General features: G+C 38.2%; 21 protein-coding genes. 11 read left to right on the forward strand and 10 right to left on the reverse strand.

Annotated features, from left to right (window positions below; genetic code table 11):
• Positions 1-41 precede the first annotated feature (41 nt).
• The 3 genes from ACJJVU_RS01460 to ACJJVU_RS01470 are packed head-to-tail and all read left to right on the forward strand — an operon-like array spanning position 42 to position 2,240.
• The gene (locus ACJJVU_RS01460) at positions 42-494 is read left to right on the forward strand and encodes a 6-carboxytetrahydropterin synthase (RefSeq protein ID WP_013750569.1); all 453 of its coding nucleotides are present in this window, start codon (positions 42-44) and stop codon (positions 492-494) included.
• 6 nt (positions 495-500) lie between these two features.
• On the forward strand, positions 501-1,262 hold the full coding sequence (locus ACJJVU_RS01465) for a UDP-2,3-diacylglucosamine diphosphatase (RefSeq protein ID WP_339846517.1): 762 nt from the start codon (positions 501-503) through the stop codon (positions 1,260-1,262).
• A gap of 45 nt (positions 1,263-1,307) precedes the next feature.
• Positions 1,308-2,240 (forward strand): alpha/beta fold hydrolase, encoded by a 933-nt coding sequence (locus tag ACJJVU_RS01470; protein ID WP_405221523.1) that lies wholly within the window; start codon positions 1,308-1,310, stop codon positions 2,238-2,240.
• Positions 2,241-2,304: 64 nt separating this feature from the next.
• On the opposite strand, the gene ACJJVU_RS01475 is transcribed toward ACJJVU_RS01470, so the two are convergent.
• The 4 genes from ACJJVU_RS01475 to ACJJVU_RS01490 form a co-directional block, all read right to left on the reverse strand.
• Positions 2,305-2,499, reverse strand: a complete 195-nt coding sequence (locus ACJJVU_RS01475; RefSeq protein WP_298323230.1) for a hypothetical protein — start codon at positions 2,497-2,499, stop codon at positions 2,305-2,307.
• A gap of 196 nt (positions 2,500-2,695) precedes the next feature.
• Positions 2,696-4,390: a single-stranded-DNA-specific exonuclease RecJ gene (gene recJ / locus ACJJVU_RS01480; RefSeq protein WP_339845970.1), complete on the reverse strand. Its 1,695-nt coding sequence runs from the start codon at positions 4,388-4,390 to the stop codon at positions 2,696-2,698.
• Positions 4,390-5,931: an SPOR domain-containing protein gene (locus tag ACJJVU_RS01485; RefSeq protein ID WP_405221527.1), complete on the reverse strand. Its 1,542-nt coding sequence runs from the start codon at positions 5,929-5,931 to the stop codon at positions 4,390-4,392. Before ACJJVU_RS01485 ends, recJ begins: the two co-directional genes overlap by 1 nt.
• A 4-nt stretch (positions 5,932-5,935) precedes the next feature.
• Positions 5,936-6,388, reverse strand: a complete 453-nt coding sequence (locus ACJJVU_RS01490) for an OsmC family protein (RefSeq protein ID WP_035335019.1) — start codon at positions 6,386-6,388, stop codon at positions 5,936-5,938.
• A gap of 106 nt (positions 6,389-6,494) precedes the next feature.
• On the opposite strand from ACJJVU_RS01490, the gene ACJJVU_RS01495 reads away from it, so the two are divergent.
• The 6 genes from ACJJVU_RS01495 to ACJJVU_RS01520 all read left to right on the forward strand — a co-directional run bounded on the left by ACJJVU_RS01495 (position 6,495) and on the right by ACJJVU_RS01520 (position 13,044).
• Positions 6,495-7,085: a carboxymuconolactone decarboxylase family protein gene (locus tag ACJJVU_RS01495; protein WP_035335022.1), complete on the forward strand. Its 591-nt coding sequence runs from the start codon at positions 6,495-6,497 to the stop codon at positions 7,083-7,085.
• Positions 7,086-7,113: 28 nt separating this feature from the next.
• On the forward strand, positions 7,114-7,749 hold the full coding sequence (locus ACJJVU_RS01500; protein WP_405221531.1) for a porin family protein: 636 nt from the start codon (positions 7,114-7,116) through the stop codon (positions 7,747-7,749).
• A 106-nt stretch (positions 7,750-7,855) separates the two neighbouring features.
• Complete coding sequence (ileS, locus tag ACJJVU_RS01505) at positions 7,856-11,263, forward strand: isoleucine--tRNA ligase (protein WP_405221534.1); 3,408 nt, start codon at positions 7,856-7,858, stop codon at positions 11,261-11,263.
• A 2-nt stretch (positions 11,264-11,265) separates the two neighbouring features.
• Entirely contained in the window at positions 11,266-11,649 is a 384-nt protein-coding gene (locus tag ACJJVU_RS01510; protein ID WP_035335029.1) for a TraR/DksA C4-type zinc finger protein, read from the forward strand.
• Positions 11,650-11,747: 98 nt separating this feature from the next.
• Entirely contained in the window at positions 11,748-12,374 is a 627-nt protein-coding gene (locus ACJJVU_RS01515; RefSeq protein ID WP_405221537.1) for a hypothetical protein, read from the forward strand.
• A gap of 34 nt (positions 12,375-12,408) precedes the next feature.
• A complete protein-coding gene (locus ACJJVU_RS01520; RefSeq protein WP_405221539.1) occupies positions 12,409-13,044 on the forward strand; it encodes a lipoprotein signal peptidase in 636 nt (211 codons plus the stop codon).
• Here ACJJVU_RS01520 and ACJJVU_RS01525 read toward each other — a convergent pair.
• From ACJJVU_RS01525 to ACJJVU_RS01550, 6 genes are read right to left on the reverse strand one after another with little or no spacing between them, the layout of a single operon-like run.
• Entirely contained in the window at positions 13,041-13,457 is a 417-nt protein-coding gene (locus ACJJVU_RS01525) for a response regulator (RefSeq protein ID WP_035335035.1), read from the reverse strand. The genes ACJJVU_RS01520 and ACJJVU_RS01525 overlap by 4 nt on opposite strands.
• A gap of 23 nt (positions 13,458-13,480) precedes the next feature.
• Positions 13,481-14,629, reverse strand: a complete 1,149-nt coding sequence (locus tag ACJJVU_RS01530) for an ATP-binding protein (RefSeq protein ID WP_405221542.1) — start codon at positions 14,627-14,629, stop codon at positions 13,481-13,483.
• Positions 14,630-14,676: 47 nt separating this feature from the next.
• Positions 14,677-15,240 carry a 5-formyltetrahydrofolate cyclo-ligase gene (locus ACJJVU_RS01535; protein WP_405227415.1) on the reverse strand — a complete coding sequence of 188 codons (564 nt, stop codon included), beginning with the start codon at positions 15,238-15,240 and terminating at the stop codon, positions 14,677-14,679.
• The gene (locus ACJJVU_RS01540; protein WP_405221545.1) at positions 15,221-16,219 is read right to left on the reverse strand and encodes a succinylglutamate desuccinylase/aspartoacylase family protein; all 999 of its coding nucleotides are present in this window, start codon (positions 16,217-16,219) and stop codon (positions 15,221-15,223) included. Before ACJJVU_RS01540 ends, ACJJVU_RS01535 begins: the two co-directional genes overlap by 20 nt.
• Before the next feature lie 6 nt (positions 16,220-16,225).
• A complete protein-coding gene (rimK, locus tag ACJJVU_RS01545) occupies positions 16,226-17,098 on the reverse strand; it encodes a 30S ribosomal protein S6--L-glutamate ligase (RefSeq protein ID WP_298323259.1) in 873 nt (290 codons plus the stop codon).
• Complete coding sequence (locus ACJJVU_RS01550) at positions 17,073-17,519, reverse strand: RimK/LysX family protein (RefSeq protein ID WP_339845992.1); 447 nt, start codon at positions 17,517-17,519, stop codon at positions 17,073-17,075. Before ACJJVU_RS01550 ends, rimK begins: the two co-directional genes overlap by 26 nt.
• A 102-nt stretch (positions 17,520-17,621) precedes the next feature.
• Between ACJJVU_RS01550 and uvrC the strand changes: the two genes are divergently transcribed.
• Complete coding sequence (gene uvrC / locus ACJJVU_RS01555; RefSeq protein WP_405227418.1) at positions 17,622-19,418, forward strand: excinuclease ABC subunit UvrC; 1,797 nt, start codon at positions 17,622-17,624, stop codon at positions 19,416-19,418.
• Positions 19,415-21,646 carry a patatin-like phospholipase family protein gene (locus tag ACJJVU_RS01560; RefSeq protein ID WP_405221550.1) on the forward strand — a complete coding sequence of 744 codons (2,232 nt, stop codon included), beginning with the start codon at positions 19,415-19,417 and terminating at the stop codon, positions 21,644-21,646. The genes uvrC and ACJJVU_RS01560 overlap by 4 nt, the downstream gene beginning before the upstream one ends.
• Positions 21,647-21,648: the final 2 nt, after the last annotated feature.

Consider the following 21,648-nt stretch of genomic DNA (forward strand, 5'->3'; position numbering starts at 1 on the left):
CAAGTTTCAATTTTCGCGAAAGCGAAAACCAATAATACAGTATGTCAAAAATTAGAATTACAAAACAATTTACCTTTGAGACTGGTCATGCCTTATATGGCTATGATGGAAAGTGTAAAAATGTGCACGGCCATAGTTACAAACTAAGTGTTACCGTGATAGGACAGCCTATTTCTGATACAGGTAATGCTAAACTGGGGATGGTTATCGATTTTGGCGATTTAAAGAAAATTGTAAATCGTGAGATTGTAAATGTTTTTGATCACGCCACCGTTTTTAATAAAAATACGCCTCACGTAGAGCTTGCAAAAGAACTATCTGACCGCGGCCATGATGTGCTTCTAGTAGACTATCAGCCTACAAGTGAAATGATGGTAATAGACTTTGCTGCAAAAATTCAATCATTTTTACCAGATAGTATAAAATTACACTCACTACGGCTGTCTGAAACGGCAACCAGCTATGCCGAATGGCACGCTGCAGATCAAGATTAAATGAAGATAACACTCCCCAAAGGAAAGAAAATCTATTTCTCAAGTGACAATCACTTGGGCGCTCCTACTATGGAAGAAAGTCGCCCTCGTGAACGTAAATTCTTGCGATGGCTAGAGATGGCACGCAAGGACGCACAGGCCATTTTCTTAATGGGAGACCTCTTTGATTTTTGGTTTGAGTATAAGACTGTAGTACCCAAAGGCTTTGTGCGCACACTAGGTAAACTAGCAGAGATGCGTGACGAAGGTATTGAGATTTACTTTTTCGTGGGTAACCACGATCTCTGGATGAACGGCTATTTTCAAGATGAGCTAGGTATCCCTGTTTATCATGATCCGGAAGTTTTTACAATAAATGATAAAAAGTTCTTTTTAGGTCATGGTGATGGATTAGGTCCTGGAGACATGGGTTACAAGCGCATGAAAAAGGTGTTTAGAGGGAAGTTTTTTCAGTGGCTCTTTCGCTGGGGACATCCAGATATTGGGATGAAAATTGCTCAATACATGTCTGTAAAAAACAAACTCATATCTGGTGATGATGACCACGTTTTTCTAGGCGAAGATCAGGAATGGCTGGCTACGTATGCTAAGCGCAAACTAGAGAAGGAGCATTTTGATTTTTTTATTTTTGGACACCGTCACTTACCTATGACTATCCAAGTGGGCGAGCGCTCCACATATTATAATCTAGGAGACTGGATACATCATTACACTTATGGAGTATATGATGAAAATGGATTTGAACTCAAGGAATTTGAGAAGGAATAGTCTGTAAAACTTCTTGCTTAGTTATCTTTAAGCAAATACTTATCCATGCGTTTACTTCTTATTGCCCTATGTGGTTTTGCTTTATTTTCTTGTAAACCTTATCAATCTGCGATTTTAAGAGAAGGACAGACTACCTATGATAGTTTTAGAAAGGAACAGAAAACATTTACATCTAGTGATGGCGCTATTACCTATATAGATCGCGGTCAAGGAAATCAAGTCATACTCTTATTACATGGTGTGCCTACTTCTGGATGGTTATATAGAAAAATGATTGACCCACTTGTAGCTCAAGGTTACCGAGTGATTGTGCCAGACATGCTAGGTTATGGTAATAGTGATAATCCTAAGGGTTATGAGATATATTCTGAGAAGGAGCACGCAGAGCGTCTTCTAGCACTTATGGAATCATTAAACATAGACAGCTGGACGCATGTTATGCATGACGCAGGTGGCTTATGGACATGGGAACTTATAAAGGAAAACCCATCAAAAGTAGAGCGACTCGTGCTTCTCAATACCATCATTTATGAAGAAGGCTTTGAGCCTCCTGTTCGTTTTAAAAAAGGTTTTATGGCGCGTACCGCAATGTGGAGCTATCGCAACGGCATTACTACAAACATGATGCTTAAGAAGCTTTTTAAGTCTGGAATGATGGAGAACAACCTCAACAAGGAAGATATTACTGGTTATAAAACACCACTAAGAGAAGGAAAAACTAGAGGTATGTATTACTTCTTTACACAAACTTGTAATGACTTGCCAGATTATAGCGATATGATAAAAGAACTGGATATCCCTACGGCAGTAATATGGGGTGGTGATGATTCCTTTCTACTCATAGAACCTCAAAAAGAAAGGCTTAAAAAGAACCTACAAGTTAACGATGAGAACTTCCATATTATAGAAGCAGAGCACTTTATTCAAGAGGAAAAGCCCAAGGAGGTTGTCAAGTTAATCTTGGATTTTTTGAAATAAAACTTAAAAAGTAAAAACCCCTTCAATTGAAGGGGTTTTTACTTTTTAATAGATATGGAGCCTTTTAATTATTTATTGTACTCGTTATTTGCTTGTCCCAAGTATCCATGGAGCTTGCAAAAGATGAATGAGCATCTTCAATAGCATTTGAATCATTGTACTGATAAAATACAATCATTACTATAGCCAAACAAAAGGTCACTAATGCTACTTCAATGATTTCGTAAATCTCATTGTTTGATTTTTTTGTGGTTGCCATAGAGGTGTATTTATGTTAAGTGTTAACATAAATTTAAGAAAACATAACCCATATCACAAATTTTTAACATATTTATCGAACAATTTTCTAAATGAAGCAAGAATACCTCCTGCACTAAACAAAAGCATAGACATGCTCTTTTATTCTAACAAATGCATGCAGATTAATTATTCCTTATCAAATGAAAAACTTGATCTCAAGCCTTAATATCTTTTAATCGCAACTGCAAACTCACATTCCCATTCCATTCATTTTCATCAAGGGAATAAGCGGCTTTAAAGACTTTTTTATCTTCAATAAGTTCGTATTTATCTCCTAGATTAAAACCTATACATCCTATACGTTGCCCTCTATTATTCTGTGCTACAGTAGCTTTTAAGTGTGTTTGATCTGCCCCTACTTTTTTACCATAACCTGTGTCTACTAGGTTTTGAGTCATAAATGTAGGTGACATATTCTGAGGTCCAAAAGGAGCGAACTGCTTTAAAATACGGTGAAATTTCGGCGTGATATCTGCAAGGTCTATCTCTGAGTCAATGGCAATTTCTGGAACCAGCAAGCGCTCATCACAACTAGCAGCAACTACCTGTTCAAATTTTTCCTTAAATGCTTCATACTGCTCTGGAGCTAGTGTAAGTCCTGCGGCATATTTATGCCCACCAAATTGCTCTATATGCTCAGCACATTCGTGCAAGGCGTTATATACATCAAAACCTTTTACAGATCTTGCAGAAGCCGCATATTTATCTCCGCTTCTTGTAAATACTAGCGTAGGACGATAATATGTTTCTATTAATCTTGAAGCTACAATCCCTATCACTCCTTTATGCCAGTCTTCCTGAAAAACAACGGTGGTTTTATTTCCTTCTTCTTTGCTCTCTATAATTTGATCTAAGGCTTGCTGCGTAATACTCTTATCTGCTTCCTTTCGGTCGGAGTTGTATTGCTCTATTTCTGATGCAAATTTGATGGCTGCATCAAGATTTGTCTCCCGTAATAAGGTTACGGCATGGTTACCGTGTACCATTCTTCCCGCGGCGTTTATACGCGGTCCTATGATAAAAACTACATCTGTGATGGTAAGCGTTTGCTTTTTGACTTGCTTTATAATGGCTTCAAAACCTGCTCGAGGCGCTTGGTTTATCACATTTAGTCCATGGTAAGCAAGGATTCTATTTTCTCCTGTAATAGGCACAATGTCTGCACCTATTGCCGTAGCAACAAGATCTAGATAAGGAAGAAGCTCTTCAAAGTTTTGCTTTCGCGAAAGCGCAATTGCACTTATTAATTTAAAACCTACACCACAACCGCATAACTCATCATATGGGTATGAACAATCTTCTCTTTTTGGATCTAAAATAGCAACCGCATCTGGTAGCTGATCACCGGGTCTATGGTGATCACAAATAATGAAGTCAATTCCTTTTTCTTTTGCATAAGCCACCTTTTCAATCGCTTTTACACCACAATCTAGTGCGATAATGAGTGTCATATCATTATCTGCAGCAAAGTCAATCCCCATATAAGAAACACCATAACCCTCTGCATAACGGTCCGGAATATAGGTCGCCACCTGCGGATGGATTGTATCGAGATAGGAGCTCATCAAGGCGACACTCGTGGTACCATCTACATCATAATCACCAAAGACAAGAATATTTTCGCCTTGAGCTATTGCCTGTTCAATACGTGCTACCGCAACATCCATATCTTTCATTAAGAATGGATCATGTAAGTCATCTAGAGACGGACGGAAAAATTGTTTTGCCTTTTCAAACGTGTCTATGTCACGCTGTATGAGTAAACGAGAAATAGGCTCCTCTACTCCAAGTTCTTTGGCAAGATTAGTAACTTTTTGTGCTTCTGGTTTTGGTTTTAAAGTCCAACGCATTAATCAAGATTAATTTTAAGCATCCATGATTCTTTTAAGTCGGGCATTGTTCTTACTTCTTCAAGTTTTTTATAGAGTGCGGCTGCATTCATTCCAGCATCTACAAACACATAAAAGTAGTTGTTATCTGGGCGGTAGAACATTTGAGGCTCGAGACCTTTTGTGGCAAGAATAGCCATCCAGTTTTCGGCATTTGTTGCGTTTGAAAATACGTTAGTCACTACGTAATATCCGGCTCCTATATTTCCAACCTTAAGCGACGGTTTTTCAAGTAGCGAAGCAAGTTCTTTGTTTACCACTTCTGGCGCAACATATGCTGGCTTAGGCTCGTCTGGAGCTGGAGGTACCGCAATAGCTACTTGCTGATTTGTGATCACCTTCTTAGGTGGTTGCGCCGTTACCACTTGCTCAGTAGAGGCAACGCTAGTGGCATTGTTATTTTTCTCTTTATAATAACGCTCACTTATCGTTGTTTGGAATGCAGTAAAGAATAAGAAAAACCGATCTGATCTTGTCTTAAATCTCATTTTTACTCCTCCTGTACTATTTGCTATAATCGTATTCTGAGCAGTTGGGATCTTTATCTTTGCAAGATCAAAGCCTAACGTATTTAGACTATTAGGAATTCTATTTGTGGCTCTCTTGTCATTAATAGTTACGGTGCTATTAAAGAAATTACTTGATGCTCTCACGCTATTATCTAGCGTAACAAAAACCTTCGTTTTAGGATCAAAAATACCGATCTCATCACGACCTAGTGTGCCATCACCTTCTAAAGCTCCAATGGTAATCGCTGTTTCTAACTCTCCTTTTTCTGAAGATTGAAAATTACCAAAATCGACTTCAATAGCTTTTTTATTTACAAATTCAAATCCGTGAAAGGTAGTCACATATTGCAATGGCTGTGTCTCATCTTCATACACCACATACAACAACCATCCAGCAGAGCTTCCTCCTATGATTTCACCTTGGGTTGCACTTACATTTGCTACAGTCACTTGGCCTTTAATATCACCTTGTACTAATGCTGTAACGTCTGCCATGCATGCATAAGGCGCTCGAGAGCTTATAGAGTTATGTGTCGCATCCTCGCCATCATAAATGAGCGAGCCTTGTATATTCTCATACGTGCCACCAGGTAATTTTAATTTTACGGCTCTTATATCATGAGCACGATCGTCTAATTTTTTGTGGTAAACCTGACCATCTTTGAGACGTTTTCCACTGCGCTCACCATGATAAGTTCCCGACCAATACAATCCAGCATACACAACCTTTACTCCTTCTCTTAACGCTAAGTGAGCGCTACTTGAACTCCATGTGCTTTGATCATTATCAATATCCACATAGCGCATTTTGAACTCGTCGTTTATTTTCTCGAAATCATTAAATGGTTTTTCTGAGTCTTTGCTTAATATATTATTACCCACCACGGCAGTGTTGCCGCGTATGTAAAATTCCTTATCTCTAGTAAAAGTTTTTGAATCCTGAGCAGTTGCTATTATAGGAAGCATGCACAGGAAACTCAATAGTTTTTTCATTTTTCTAGTTTTCGCTCTCTTCATTTAATTCAGAAAGTGCGTGAAAGTGTACGCCTACTTTTAAATCGGCAAATTTTCGGAACATTTCCATCACTCCACAGTATTGCTCTTCAGAGAGTGTTACTGCTTTTTGGATTTTTTCTTCATTTAAGTCATCACCATAAAAGTGATAATCTAGCCATACGGTGTGATATGTTTTAGGGTGCTCCTCTGTGAGTTCTCCTTTTACAATCATTTTAAATTTAGGCACGTCTACCCTCATTTTATTTAGCACAAAAACAATGTCTAAACCAGTACATCCCGCAAGACCAGAAAGCATCATCGCCTTAGGCCCCATTCCATCGTTATTACCTCCATTTTCTGGAGAAGTATCTATTAAAACCTTATAACCCGTAGGGCTATCTGTTTCAAATTGCATTCCTTGCTTATAAATTGTAGTTACTGTATGTCCAGCCATTTTATGTGTGTTTTGCTTGAAATATGAAGGTACAAAATTGGTAGATAAAATGCCTATATTGCTTTCGCGAAAGCGTAAATAAGAACATTAATTTAAAATATATACGATGCCATTAGTAACACCACTCTCTGCCGAACATGATGAGACAACCAAAGAACTTGCGCTATTTTTTAATGAGACGCTAGGTTTTTGTCCTAACTCTGTACTTACAATGCAGCGCCGTCCAGATATCTCACGAGCATTTATAAATCTTAACAAAGCCGTGATGGCAAATCAAGGCCGAGTAACTTCTGCATTGAAACGTATGATTGCTTGGGTTTCTAGTAATGCTACTGGATGTCGTTATTGCCAGGCGCACGCCATACGTGCTGCAGAACGTTATGGCGCAGAGCAAGAACAACTAGATAACATCTGGGAATACAGACATCACGCTGCTTTTTCTGATGCAGAGCGTGCTGCGCTTGATTTTTCACTTGCAGCAAGTCAAGTGCCAAATGCCGTAGACGCAAAAATCAAGGAAGAATTATATAAATACTGGGATGAAGGTGAGATTGTAGAAATGCTGGGAGTGATTTCACTCTTTGGATACCTTAACCGCTGGAATGACTCCATGGGAACTACCCTAGAGGAAGACGCCATAGATTCTGGAAATCAATACCTCGGAAAGCACGGTTTTGAAGTAGGAAAACACGTGTAAGTTTATATTTGAAATTTAATTTAAAAGAATGAAAAAAATAATTTTCTCATTAACAATTTGTCTTTTTATAGTTACAGTTTCTTATGCTCAAAATGATATAAGTTATGGCATAAGAGGTGGACTCAATTACGCTAATCTCGTTTATGAATTTGAAGATTCAAATAATGATTTTTTAGATTTCAATGCCAAAGTTGGCTTTTATGCAGGTGGTTTTATAAACATTAGCCTCAGTGATAAGTTCTCGCTACAACCAGAATTGCTTTACAGCAGTCAAGGAGCTAAACTAGACATAGATTATAGCCAAGTTCTAGTATTTGATCAAAACGACCCTACATTTTTTGAGAATGAAGAAGATGTAAATGTAAAACAGAGTAAGCTTCTGCTGCCTATACTATTACAATATAAGATTGGTAGTGACTTTAGCTTATTTCTTGGTCCGCAAATTACCTACACACTAAGCTTCGAAACAGAAGTAGAGAACGGTGATGAGCTAGTAGTTTCTCGATTTCAAGATGATGATAAAATAGGGGTTGATGCAAGCGCAAGAATAGGCTATAAAGCTTCGGAGAACATGATGATTGAATTAGGCTACTTTAGAGGTCTTACTAATCAAAATTCTGTGAAGGCTTCAGTATTTCAACTGGGGCTTGCTTACAAACTTTAGTCATTAATAGATTTCAAAGAAGTGCCTCAAGATGTTATCATCTTGAGGCACTTCTTTATTGCCTAAAAATCTCGTAAATTCGCGCACAACATTTAAAGACTACAAAATGAGCGCTAAGTTCACTGAATATAAAGGATTAGACCTTCCTAACATCGCTAGCGAGGTACTTGCCTACTGGAAAGAAAATGACGTTTTTGAGAAGTCGGTTACTTCTCGAGAAGGAGCAAAACCGTATGTGTTTTTTGAAGGACCACCTTCGGCAAACGGACTGCCGGGTGTACACCACGTACTAGCACGTGCGATTAAAGATATCTTTCCTCGTTACAAAACGATGAAAGGCTTTCAGGTAAAGCGTAAAGCGGGATGGGATACACACGGACTTCCTGTAGAACTTGGTGTTGAAAAAGAACTTGGTATTACCAAAGAAGATATTGGCACAAAAATCACTGTAGAAGAGTATAACGAAGCTTGTAAAAAAGCCGTGATGCGCTACACAGATATCTGGAACGACCTTACTGAAAAAATGGGCTACTGGGTAGATATGGAAGATCCATACATCACCTACAAGGCCAAATATATGGAAACCGTATGGTGGCTCCTTAAGCAAATCTATAACAAAGATTTACTGTACAAAGGGTACACCATCCAGCCGTATTCTCCTAAGGCAGGAACAGGCTTAAGCTCTCACGAACTTAACCAGCCTGGATGTTACCGTGATGTTACGGATACTACGGTGGTTGCACAATTTAAAATCACAGATCAAGGTGAAAACCCACTTGCAAAAGAACTTGCAGATGGGCAAACCTACTTTATCGCCTGGACGACGACACCCTGGACACTACCTTCAAACACGGCACTTACCGTAGGGAAGAAGATAGATTATGTACTCGTTGAGACATTTAACCAGTACACATTTGAGCCAGTAAAAGTTATCCTTGCAAAGAACTTAGTCTCTAAGCAGTTTGACAAAAAATTTGTTTCCGCTTCCGCGAAAGAAGAACTGGACACATACAATGCTGGAGATAAGAAAATACCATACTTCGTAGCTAGAGAATTTAAAGGAGCAGACCTTCTTGAACTTCGCTACGAGCAACTATTTGACTTTGTACAACCTAATGATAATCCTCAAGATGCTTTCCGTGTGATAGCTGGTGACTTTGTAACTACAGAGGATGGAACAGGTATCGTACACACGGCACCTACTTTTGGTGCAGATGATGCTTTGGTTGCAAAACTAGCTTCACCAGAAATTCCGCCACTTCTTATTAAGAATGAAGATGGTAATCTTGTGCCGCTTGTAGATCTTCAGGGGAAATTTCGCCCTGAGCTCAAAGAGTTTGGAAACAAGTACATCAAGAATGAATATTATGCAGATGGTGAGGCTCCAGAACGTTCTATGGACGTGGAACTTGCGATACGCTTAAAAGAAGAAAATAAAGCCTTTAAGGTAGAGAAGTACGTGCACAGTTACCCACATTGCTGGCGTACAGATAAGCCAGTACTTTACTACCCGCTAGATTCCTGGTTTATAAAAGTGACCGATTTTAAAGATCGTATGCACGAGCTTAACCTTGGCATCAATTGGAAGCCTAAGTCTACAGGTGAAGGACGCTTTGGAAACTGGCTTGCAAATGCAAACGACTGGAATTTATCACGTAGCCGTTTCTGGGGAATACCGCTTCCTATATGGCGTACCGAAGATGGAAAAGAAGAAATACTCATAGGCTCTATAGCCGAACTTAAAGCCGAAATCCAAAAAGCACTTGACAAAGGTGTGATGGATGCAGATCCTTTTGAAGGGTTTAAAGTGGGCGATATGAGTGAGGAGAATTATGAGCTTGTAGATCTTCATAAAAACATTGTAGATAAAATTACGCTAGTTTCAGATAGTGGGCAGCCTATGACACGTGAGGCAGACCTTATAGATGTATGGTTTGACTCTGGATCTATGCCTTATGCACAATGGCACTACCCTTTTGAAAATAAAGAACTTGTAGAAGACACTTGGCGTAAAGCAGATTTTATAGCCGAAGGTGTTGATCAAACTCGTGGATGGTTTTATACACTACACGCGATTGCAACGATGATCTTTGATGATGTTGCTTATAAAAATGTAGTTTCTAACGGACTTGTACTTGACAAGAATGGGCAAAAGATGTCTAAGCGTCTTGGTAATGCAACAGATCCTTTTGAGACCTTAGAAAAATACGGGCCAGATGCAACGCGCTGGTACATGATTTCTAATGCAAACCCTTGGGACAACCTCAAGTTTGATTTAGAAGGAATTGAAGAGGTAAAACGTAAGTTCTTTGGGACACTTTACAACACGTATAACTTCTTTGCACTGTATGCAAATCTTGATAATTTCTCTTTCGCGGAAGCGGAAATAGAACTTTCTCAACGACCTGAAATAGACAGATGGATACTATCAGAACTTCATAGTCTTATCACAACTGTAGATAAGTTTTATGAAGAATATGAGCCTACTAAAGCAACTAGAGCGATAGACACCTTTGTACAAGAAAACCTATCTAACTGGTTTGTAAGATTAAGTAGAAGACGTTTCTGGAAAGGTGAATATGCCACAGATAAAATCTCTGCATACCAGACATTATATACGTGTCTTGAGACCGTAGCAAAGCTTAGTGCTCCTGTTGCACCATTCTTTATGGAGAAACTCTATAAGGATCTCAATGCTGCTACTGGAAAAGAAGATTTTGAGAGCATACACCTTGCAGAATTCCCAGTGAGTGATGCAACTTATATAGATGCTGCTCTTGAGCATAAAATGCAAAAAGCACAAATAGTAAGCTCACTAACACTATCATTAAGAGCAAAAGAGAAGATAAAAGTGCGCCAACCTTTACAGCGTATTATGATCCCTGTGCTTAATGAAAATGATAAGAATGAGATACTTGCCGTAGCAGATTTGATTAAATCTGAGGTAAATGTTAAGGAGATTGAGCTTATTTCTGACGATTCTGGGATCTTAGTGAAGCAAATTAAGCCTAACTTTAAAGTATTAGGACCTCGTTTTGGGAAAGACATGAAGCTCATTGCTAGCAAGATAAACTCACTACAAGCTGAGGATATTGCAAAAATTGAGCAAGATGGAGAATTAACCGTCGAAATTAATGGAGAAAATACTATTTTGCAGGCTGGTGACGTTGAGATAACATCGCAAGACATTGAAGGGTGGCTAGTTGCAAGTAATGCTGGAGTAACAGTAGCTCTAGATGTTACAATAAGTGAAGAGCTCAAAAAAGAAGGTGTGGCACGAGAATTGGTTAACCGTATACAGAACCTACGTAAGGACTCTGGATTTGAAGTGACAGATCGTATCCATATACAGCTACAAGAAGAGCCGTCAATTGCTCAGACAGTACTGACTAACGCAGACTATATTAAAGCAGAAACACTAGCAGATTCTCTAGAACTAGTACCTAAATTAAGTGATGGACTGGAGATTGCTTTTGACGACATAACAACATTTTTATCCATTTCAAAACACTAGTAATGGCAGACGATATACAAGAAAGATTTAATGATGCGCAGCTTGAGGAATTCAAGCAGCTCATTCTTAAAAAGATAGATAAAGCACAACACGATCTTGAGCTTATCAAAAGTGCTTATCTCAATGATGGAGATAATGGTACAGATGACACCTCTCCACAATTTAAATCTTTTGAGGAAGGTAGTGCGACGATGAGTAAGGAGGCAAACAGCGCTCTTGCTATACGTCAAGAAAAATTTATACGTGATCTTAAAAATGCACTTACACGCATACAGAATAAGACTTACGGAATTTGTCGTGTGACTGGTAAACTTATTAATCCAGAGCGATTAAAGTTAGTACCACACGCTACATTGAGTATTGAGGCTAAGAATATGCAGGCGTAAGTCCTTTCTTAGATTAGAATTACAAAGTACTCCATTCTCAAAAGGATGTTATAAAAAAGCGCTCTCTGAGCGCTTTTAATTTTTACAAAGTTTTTATAATGAGAATATCTCTCGCTTTATTACTTACCTTATTTACTACTGCTATGGTTGCTCAAAAGCGGCTGTCGCAAACCTATGATGCTGCGAGTATAAAAGAATTATACATTAATAGTAATGAGATTTTTGAGATTACAATTACCGCTGCAGATACTGATCAAATTACCGTGCATACCATTATAGACGGAGAAATATTTGCGTCTACCTTATTAAACACTGATATCGCCAAAAACGTACTTAAAATTACAACAGGCAAGACACCAGATTACGAGCCTTTTAATGATAAACTCTCTGCGCATAAAGTGATGGCTATTGAGCTTGAAATAACTGTTCCTGTGGGACTAGACGTATCTGTATATAGCACTCTTGCAGGTGTAGATACGCAAGGAACCTTCGGGCAAGTACACATGGATTTGGGAAGAGGACACTTTAAGGGAGAAGGATTCCGCTTTCGCGAAAGCGCAACTATAAACACCATCTCTGGAAGTATCTATCTTGATATTGATAAAGCGAGTATTACTGCACAATCTCGTAACGGTATTATCGTTATATCGCCAGAAATCACACTAGGATCACCTATAACGCTAGAAAGTATACATGGTGATATCACGATAGCAAAATCGTTGTGAATAACCTATTTTTGTCCCTTGTCAAAATATAATTATGTCTCTTAAGAAAGTCGCCCTTATTGTTTTCCTGATTTTATTAGTAGATCAGGTATTGAAGGTTTATATAAAAACTAACTTTTACCTACGTGAGAGTATCCAGATTTTTGGTTTAGACTGGTTTCAAATCTTTTTTGTTGAAAATCAAGGAGCCGCATGGGGAGTAGAGTTGCCTGGTAAATACGGTAAGATTACCCTATCACTTTTTAGACTTATCATAGCGCCTGTAATTGGGTACTACTTATACAAATCTGCAGTAAATAACGCACCTAAGCTTCTTGTGATTGCACTATCGCTCGTCTTTGCTGGAGCAGTAGGTAATATTATAGATTCGCTTATCTATGGATCTATTTTTAGCGAGAGTACAACGAGTCAGATTGCAACTTTTATGCCTGATGGTGGTGGATATGCAGACCCTCTCTTTGGGAAGGTGGTAGATATGCTCTATTTCCCGTTTATTCAAGATGCAATGTGGCCAGAATGGGTTCCATTTTTAGGTGGTAAAACATTTACTTTCTTTAATGCTATCTTCAACATAGCAGATATGGCAATAAGCACTGGAGTAGGAATACTGCTTGTATTTAATAAAAGAGTATTTCCTCAGGACGAGAAAGATAATAAGATTGAAGCTTAGGCCACTTCCTTTTTAAAGACCGCTGCTAGGTCGTCAAGGCCAATAGGTTTTACTAAGAAGTCTTTTACTAGATTAAATTCTTGAGATCGCTTTATATCAACCGGATTTATAGAGGAGCTTACAATATATAGCGTGCTATTTTTAAGTGCTGGAAAGTTGTACTTGCTGAGCTCTTCTAGAAACTTCCAACCATCCATTACCGGCATGTTGAGATCCAGCAGGATTATTTGCGGGATAGCTTGTTCCTCCTTATGTAAGAATGTTTTGACGAAGTAATCAAGAGCTTGTTCGCCATTTTTAAAAACGATAAGATTTTTTGCAAGTTTACGTATGTCTATCACCTTTGTGATTAAACTAACGTACATCTCATCGTCGTCAATTATACATGCTATTTCTATCGGATATTCCGCCATTGTTAATGGTGTGTGCTGGTTTATTATAACGTTACTATAAATTTTGATCCCTTACCTACTTTACTCTCTACGTTGATTTCTCCGCCCATTGCCTCTACTTCATTACGAGTGAGAAACAAGCCTAGACCCAAGGCATCATCATTACCGTGAAAAGTTTTATAGATTTTAAAAAGCTCTTCTCCATGCTTCTCTAAGTCTATGCCTAATCCGTTGTCTTTTACAAGAAGGTGTACTTTTCCATTTTCTTCATAGGTATATAAAGAGATTTCTGGATCACGCTCTGGATGCTTATATCGTATTGCGTTTGTAATTAAGTTTTGCAAAATACTTTCTAGATACGCTTCGATGTATGGGATCTCCTCTACTTCTGAGAAATCTGTATACATTACGACCTTATTTTCTCTTATTGTTTGCGATAATCCGGCGACTACGCGCTTGTATACCTCATCAATTACAACGCTATCTCTAGTTTTACTAGCTACGCTATGTACGCTTACTATCTTATTGAGATGTTTTAAGGTGATATCTAGACTCTTTCCAATTTTTGTAAAATTCTGAAGTAATTCGTTTTGGTCTGCACTTAGGTTTGAGGTGTCAAATAGCGCCGCAGACATTTGTAAGTTTCCAACTTGGGATCTCAAATTATGAGAAATAATATGAGCAAAATCGTATAGCCTTGAGTTGTGTCCTTGTATTAACCTAAAAGACTGCTCTAACTGTTCTTCACGAAGCTTCTCCTCATGAATATTTTGAAAAACCCCACGTATACCTATAATCTCCCTATCATTATCCCTAAGAGGACGTCCACTTGCTTTTGCCCAGAATATTTCTCCATCATAGGTTCTCATCTTTACATGAGTAGAAAAAGATTTTCCTTGAGCACAATCAAAAAAGAGTGCTGTGGCTTTATCCATATGCTCCTCTGCATAAAAATTAAAACCAGTATTTAATGTGGGCTTATAGTCTTTAGGTACGTTAAGAATATTTCTTGCTTGCTCATCAAAGAAGCTCTTTTTATTCTTAAAATCGACACTCCATCCTCCTGCTCCCGTAAGTTCAGAAATCTGTCTATAGTAGAAATTATCCATCGAAAAATAATCGGAAGTGCTCGCTATATTTTTTTCTACGGCAGCATTCTTTTTTCCCTTTAAAGACAATCTAGATAAATTCATCACTATAAGTTATATAGTGATGAATATACCATAATATTCATAATTTTTTAAAAACTATATATCTTTTTCGGTGAAATACAGCGATTTATGCCGATGTCTTGTGTGTTTATGTCGATTAAATGCTCTTCTGGCTCAAAATAGCTAAGACCAATTTTTATAACATCTGGCTTGCATTGAGCAAGAAAACGGTCATAAAAACCTTTACCGTATCCTATACGATTGCCCTGCTCATCATAAGCAAGAAGTGGGATAAATACAACGTCAAGTTTAGATGCAGATATTTCTATTCCATCTTCGGGTTCTGGTATTCCATACTCGTTAACTACTATTTTAGTATTGTCTGTGAGTAAATAATGAGATAGCGTGTTTTCTTGAAAATTTGACTTTGAGATTATAACATTCTTATCTTTCCCTCCTAGAATGGAGAGAAGATACTGAGTGTCTATTTCGCGCAATCGGTCTATTGGTAGGAAAATATGATAGTAATCATGATTCCATATATTCATAGAGAGCGCTTGATTTGCGATTTCTAAACTTCGCTCGTCGCGCTCATCTTGTGTAAGTGCAGCTCTTAAGTCTTTATACTTTTTTCTAAGCTCCTGCTTGGTCATCATTAGGTATGCGGTCTATAGATATATTGAAAATTGCGTCTCCTTGATAGACTAGCGATGCCTCGTTTACATTAATCACGTATCCTTCGTTTTTTGCCTTAACAACATGACGAAACTTACCGTACGGATCTGTGATTGTAGCTATATGCTGGCCTACAGATAGCCGCTCACCACAACTCACTTTAGTATGTAATAGTCCAGAATATTGTGCTCTAAGCCACGTAGTAGCATCTACCGTTACCGATTCTTTTAGAACTTCTGGCACTTCAAAATTAGCACCAAGCATTTCTAGATGGTCTAATATTCTCATGGTTCCAAAAACTCCTAGTCGTGCAATTTCCTTGTCACTTACTTTAGACTTCCCACCTTCAAAAAGAATCACTGGTTTTCCCATTCTCGCACAAGTGGCTCTATATGATTTTGGTATCATTTTAGAATGAAGCGTAAATGGTGCGTTAAAGATAGAACCATACTTCAAGGACGTCTCATCTGAGGGTTCTATGCGTACTTGAGCAACATTAAATCTAGATGCTCCACCAGTGTGAAAATCCAAACATATATCGGCTACTGGTAATATTTTCTTTACAAATTGGTAAGCAAATCTACTCGCAAGAGATCCTCGTGGATTACCTGGGAATACACGATTGAGATCTCTTCCATCTGGAAACGTGCGTTTCATATCTAAAAATCCAAAGATATTTACCACCGGCACACAGATGATGGTTCCTAGCTTAGGCTTATTTATCTTTTTTGCGATGAGCTGGCGTACGATTTCAACTCCATTAATTTCATCCCCGTGAATTCCAGAAGTAATTAAAATTACTGGACCCGGCTTTTTTGCTCGCTCTATAATAATGGGAACCTCTACAGAGGTGGCCGTATAAAGCTTTGCAATATTAAAATTTATAGTAGCGCTCTCACCAGGTAATACTTGCTCGCCTAGTAATGTGAGGATGTTATTGTCGTCTATTTTTGGCACAATCTCTTATATATTACGTTCAATATAGCGAATAATCGTTTTGGCGATATCTTTTCCAGTAGCCTTTTCGATCCCTTCTAAACCTGGAGATGAGTTCACTTCTAGAATAAGTGGGCCGCGATCACTTTGCAGCATATCTACACCCGCTACACCTAGACCCATGGCTTTTGCTGCTTTTATAGCTGCATTTTCCTCTTCGTCTGTTAAGGTTATAATTTCTGCAGTTCCTCCTCTATGCAAATTAGAACGAAACTCTCCTTCTTTACCTTGGCGCTTCATAGCTCCTACAATCTGACCATCTACTACAAATGCTCTAATGTCTGCTCCTTTTGCTTCCTTGATATATTCTTGTACGATCACTCGGGCTTCTAGTCCATTAAAAGCTTCAATTACAGATTCTGCTGCATTTTTGGTCTCTGCGAGTACTACACCTAACCCTTGAGTTCCCTCAAGAAGTTTTATAATAAGAGGTGCCCCTCCTACATGAGCAATCATCTCCTCCACATCTCTCGAGTAGTTTGTAAAAATAGTCTTAGGCAGCCCTAGTTTTGATCTAGATAACACTTGTAAACTACGCAGTTTATCTCTACTTCTCACAAGTGCCTGAGACGTAGTGGTCGTAAAAGCATCCATCATCTCAAACTGTCTTACCACAGCAGTACCATAAAAAGTAATAGAAGCACCTATACGAGGTATAATTGCATCTGCTGTTTCTAGCGTGCGTCCTTTATAAAAGACCGTAGGCTTTTTCTTTTCTATGATAAGGTCACATTTAAGGGGATCAATCACCTCAACGCTATGCCCTCTCTTTAATCCTACTTCTACAAGTCTAGATGTACTGTATAAATGTGGGTTACGAGATAATATCTTTAGATTCATTGTTTTTAAGATTATAGGATACGTCTGTAAACTCTGTATCCACGATGAATTTTTTTGTTAGAAATTTCCTTCCTATGAGAACAGGAAACCTCATATCTTCTCTTGACGAGAGCGTTAATGATATCTTGTAAGTCTTACTAAAGATAGTAATACTACTCTGAACTTGATATCTATATTGAGTTTCTCCATTGCTGCTGCGCACAACGGCAATATCATACTCCTCAAAAATCATTTCTTGACCATTATAGAGTGGATGCTCTTCATCAAAGAATGTGCACACTAGTTTGTTTTCCTTTTCAACAATACTGTGACAATGTATTGAGGAGGTGTAAGCACCCGTATCGATCTTAATATCAATATCGTAAAATCCTAAAACTGGAAAATCTGCTTTGTCAGTGCGACCTATAGTGCGTTTTGGCATAGTATGGCAAGGTATAAAATATGTACTTTCTTTATAAAGATTTTAATGCGATTTTTTATGCTTTCGCGAAAGCGTAATCGGCCTCATATATTATCTTTGAGTATGCCTGCTGCTCCAATAGAACTTCAACTCAAAACACTTCCTACAAGTCCGGGAATATATCAATACTACGATAAAAACGGAAAACTGCTTTACGTAGGAAAAGCAAAGAACTTAAAAAAACGAGTACTTTCCTATTTTAATAAAACCCTAGATAACGGTCGTATTAGGACGATGGTTAAAAAGATTCACGAGATGAAGCATATCGTGGTCGAGACCGAGACAGATGCGCTTCTTCTCGAGAACAGTCTTATAAAAGAATATCAGCCACGCTACAACGTCTTACTTAAGGACGATAAAAGCTACCCGTGGATTTGTATAAAAAATGAACGCTTCCCTAGGATTTTCCCTACTCGCAGGCTCATAAAAGATGGTAGCGAGTATTATGGTCCATACACCAGCATGAAAACAGTGCGCACGCTTCTAGACTTAATTAAAAGCCTTTATAAGCTACGCACCTGTAATTACGATCTTTCTAAAGATAAGATAGATGCTGGAAAGTATAAAGTATGCCTTGAATATCATTTAGGTAACTGTGAAGGCCCTTGTGAAGACAAGCAATCAGAAAAAGAATATCACGAGCACATAGAGCATATACGGCAGATTGTAAAAGGAGATTTTAAAGACTCTCTAGCTCGCTTTCGCGAAAAAATGAAGGAGCACGCTGCTGCCATGGAGTTTGAAGATGCGCAACGCATTAAAGAAAAACTTGACATACTCGAGGGGTATCAATCTAAAAGTACGGTTGTAAATCCTAAGATAAGCGATGTAGATGTGTTCTCTATTATAAGTGACGAGGGTTATGGGTATGTAAACTTCTTACAGATATCGCACGGCGCTATTATTAAATCACATACCCTAGAACTCAAAAAGCAACTAGACGAAACCGATAAAGAATTACTAGAGCTAGGTATTATTGAGATACAGCAACGTTTTGACCATAACTCCAAGGAAATTTATGTTCCCTTTGACGTGGAGCTAGGTAATCAATACAAAATCACGGTGCCTAAACTGGGTGACAAAAAGCGCATACTAGAACTCTCTGAACGTAATGCTAAGTATTACAGGATGGAGCGTTTTAAACAAACTAAAATTGTAGATCCAGACCGCCATACTAACCGTATCATGGCACAAATGAAGGTAGATTTACGACTAAGTGAGGAGCCTAGGCATATAGAATGCTTTGATAACTCAAACATTCAAGGTTCAAACCCTGTAGCCGCCTGCGTCGTTTTTAAGAATGGAAAGGCTAGTAAAGGTGATTATCGTAAATTTAATATCAAAACAGTTGAAGGTCCAGATGATTTTGCGAGTATGGAAGAAGTAGTTTATAGACGCTATAAACGACTCCTAGCCGAAGATCAACCATTACCTCAGCTCATAATTGTAGATGGTGGTAAAGGGCAATTGTCCAGTGGTGTAAAGGCACTCGATGATCTAGGCTTGCGTGGCAAAATAGCAATCATAGGGATTGCAAAACGACTAGAAGAATTATTTTATCCTGGTGATAGTATTCCATTATATCTCGACAAAAAGAGTGAGACCCTTAAAATCATACAGCAGTTACGTAATGAGGCACACCGCTTTGGTATTACCTTTCACCGTAATCAACGTAGTAATGCAGCCCTAGGAACAGAACTAGACACAATACGTGGTATAGGTGAAAAAACAATTGTAGATTTATTAAAACATTACCGCTCTGTTTCAAAAGTAAAAGTGGCAAGTAAAAAGAGTCTCACAGAGGTAATAGGACCATCAAAAGCAGCTATCATATATAATCACTACCACATTAAAGAATGAAGTACTTCATACTGATTACAGCCTTTATATTAAGCTTCTCTGCATTTGCGCAAGAAGTGCAAAAAGAGGATGTAAAAGTAGGTCTTGTACTTAGTGGTGGTGGCGCAAAAGGCTTTGCGCACATAGGGGTTCTTAAGGTTATAGAGGAAGCTGGTGTGCGCATAGATTATATTGCAGGTACAAGTATGGGCGCTATTGTAGGAGGACTATATGCCTCTGGATATAATGCCGCAGAGATAGATTCTATTTTTACCTCTGTAAATTTTAATAATATTATTCAAGATAATTTACCCCGTAAGGCAAAGACCTCCTACGAGCGTGATGATGCAGAGCGATATGTAATCTCTCTACCGTTTGATCATCTCAAGTTATCCCTACCTAGTTCTTTAAGTAAAGGTCAAAATACCTATAATTTACTGGCTAAAAATCTCGATCACATTTCGAACATCAATGATTTTAGCAAACTCCCTATTCCTTTTTTCTGCATCGCTACAGATGTAGAAAAAGGAGAGCAAGTCATCTTAGACAAAGGTTATCTCCCTGAAGCGCTTGGCGCTAGTGGTGCATTACCTTCATTATTTAGTCCAGTACTCATAAACGGAAAACTCCTTATAGATGGAGGTGTTACAAATAACTATCCTGTAGAAGAACTGCGAGCAAAAGGGATGGACATTATTATTGGTGTGGATGTACAAGATACACTGCGCGGTAGGTCCAATCTCAAATCTGCATCTGAGGTATTATTGCAAATCAATAACTATCGCACCGCCAAGGCGATGGAGGAAAAACGCACACAAACAGATATTTACATACGACCTTCTATTGATGCCTATTCTGTGGTTTCTTTCAATGATGGCAAAGTCATTATGGGCACAGGTCGCACTAAGGCAATGGAACAGTATGATGCACTTAAACAAGTTGCAATGAGGCAAAAACCGCTTTCGCGAAAGCGTATAAAACCCACTCCACAAGATTCATTACAGATTGCCGCCGTGAGTATCACAGGAAATGAGCAATATACGAGAGCCTACATTCTCGGAAAATTAAAGCTTACCCCTCCTGTAACGGTATCTTATGATGATTTTTATAATGGCATCAATAACCTCACAGCCACCGAAAACTTTAATAGAATAGGACATAGACTTCAGAAGGTAAATGATGAGTTTGTACTCCATGTTGAGTTAAAAGAGTCTAGTAGCACGCAATCATTGCGCCTAGCATTACATTATGATGACCTTTTTCGCACTGCTGCACTTATTAATTTTACAAAAAAAGGTGTGCTTTTTAAAAATGATATTGCTTCTTTAGACTTTATTCTAGGAGACAATATTAGATACGATTTTGATTACTACATTGATAAAGGTTTTTACTGGAGTGTGGGAGTAAACTCTTCTTATACCTCTTTTGAACAAGGCGTAAGCGCTCGTCTTATTGAAGATTTACGCGACATATCTCTAGATGGCATTAACAGAGTGAGCCTTAATTATCAAGACTTAACAAACAGAATTTATATACAAACGCTACTAGCGAAACAATTTACATTTGACATAGGTATACAGCATAAGTTTTTAGATATAGAAACAGAAACTGTTGTGTCCACTAATGAGGAAGAAACAGCTGTTATTTTTGAACGAAGTAACCTAGGAGGATTATACTCTCAATTAAAATATGACTCTCTAGATAATAAGTACTTTCCTAACTCAGGAGTTCTTTTTGATGCAGACTTTGATTTATTTCTAGCCTCATCAGATTACAATAATGATTTTACAGAGTTTGGGGTTGCAAATGCACGTATTAAATATGCTGGTAGTATAGGTAGTGTATTTACCGCTACTGTTGAGGCGGCAGGAGGCTTTAAAGTAGGTGGAGCAGATAATAATTCTCTCGACTTTTTCTTAGGAGGTTATGGTGCAAAGAAAGTAAATAACATTGTTCCATTTTTAGGGTATGATTACCTCAGTATTGCTGGAGATGGCTATGTAAAAGCACTTTTTGAGGTTGACTTTGAGATTTTTCCAAAAAATCACCTCAACCTCTCGGCAAACTTTGCAAATGTAGGTTATGATATTTTTGACAATCCAGATAACTGGTTGCCACCAGCTACATTTTCTGGTTATTCTCTAGGTTATGGCTCTGAAACGTTACTTGGTCCTTTGCGACTTAAATATACCTATAGCCCAGAAGTTAAACGTAGTGAGTGGTTTATAAGTCTAGGTTACGAATTTTAAAC

This window comes from Dokdonia sp. Asnod1-B02 (assembly GCF_045063955.1).
In the GTDB taxonomy this organism is placed as follows: Bacteria; Bacteroidota; Bacteroidia; order Flavobacteriales; family Flavobacteriaceae; genus Dokdonia.

What these genes read in the sequence shown, in the direction of transcription:
- ACJJVU_RS01490 (WP_035335019.1), bottom strand. Translation starts at nt 6,388, where the DNA reads ATGGCTGGACATACAGTAACTACAATTTATAAGCAAGGAATGCAATTT.
- ACJJVU_RS01525 (WP_035335035.1), bottom strand. Translation starts at nt 13,457, where the DNA reads ATGGCGGAATATCCGATAGAAATAGCATGTATAATTGACGACGATGAG.
- ACJJVU_RS01460 (WP_013750569.1), top strand. Translation starts at nt 42, where the DNA reads ATGTCAAAAATTAGAATTACAAAACAATTTACCTTTGAGACTGGTCAT.
- ACJJVU_RS01515 (WP_405221537.1), top strand. Translation starts at nt 11,748, where the DNA reads ATGAGAATATCTCTCGCTTTATTACTTACCTTATTTACTACTGCTATG.
- rimK (WP_298323259.1), bottom strand. Translation starts at nt 17,098, where the DNA reads ATGAATCTAAAGATATTATCTCGTAACCCACATTTATACAGTACATCT.
- ACJJVU_RS01475 (WP_298323230.1), bottom strand. Translation starts at nt 2,499, where the DNA reads ATGGCAACCACAAAAAAATCAAACAATGAGATTTACGAAATCATTGAA.
- uvrC (WP_405227418.1), top strand. Translation starts at nt 17,622, where the DNA reads ATGCCTGCTGCTCCAATAGAACTTCAACTCAAAACACTTCCTACAAGT.
- ileS (WP_405221534.1), top strand. Translation starts at nt 7,856, where the DNA reads ATGAGCGCTAAGTTCACTGAATATAAAGGATTAGACCTTCCTAACATC.
- ACJJVU_RS01520 (WP_405221539.1), top strand. Translation starts at nt 12,409, where the DNA reads ATGTCTCTTAAGAAAGTCGCCCTTATTGTTTTCCTGATTTTATTAGTA.
- ACJJVU_RS01495 (WP_035335022.1), top strand. Translation starts at nt 6,495, where the DNA reads ATGCCATTAGTAACACCACTCTCTGCCGAACATGATGAGACAACCAAA.
- ACJJVU_RS01470 (WP_405221523.1), top strand. Translation starts at nt 1,308, where the DNA reads ATGCGTTTACTTCTTATTGCCCTATGTGGTTTTGCTTTATTTTCTTGT.
- recJ (WP_339845970.1), bottom strand. Translation starts at nt 4,390, where the DNA reads ATGCGTTGGACTTTAAAACCAAAACCAGAAGCACAAAAAGTTACTAAT.
- ACJJVU_RS01530 (WP_405221542.1), bottom strand. Translation starts at nt 14,629, where the DNA reads ATGAATTTATCTAGATTGTCTTTAAAGGGAAAAAAGAATGCTGCCGTA.
- ACJJVU_RS01510 (WP_035335029.1), top strand. Translation starts at nt 11,266, where the DNA reads ATGGCAGACGATATACAAGAAAGATTTAATGATGCGCAGCTTGAGGAA.
- ACJJVU_RS01535 (WP_405227415.1), bottom strand. Translation starts at nt 15,240, where the DNA reads ATGACCAAGCAGGAGCTTAGAAAAAAGTATAAAGACTTAAGAGCTGCA.
- ACJJVU_RS01500 (WP_405221531.1), top strand. Translation starts at nt 7,114, where the DNA reads ATGAAAAAAATAATTTTCTCATTAACAATTTGTCTTTTTATAGTTACA.
- ACJJVU_RS01560 (WP_405221550.1), top strand. Translation starts at nt 19,415, where the DNA reads ATGAAGTACTTCATACTGATTACAGCCTTTATATTAAGCTTCTCTGCA.
- ACJJVU_RS01485 (WP_405221527.1), bottom strand. Translation starts at nt 5,931, where the DNA reads ATGAAAAAACTATTGAGTTTCCTGTGCATGCTTCCTATAATAGCAACT.
- ACJJVU_RS01550 (WP_339845992.1), bottom strand. Translation starts at nt 17,519, where the DNA reads ATGCCAAAACGCACTATAGGTCGCACTGACAAAGCAGATTTTCCAGTT.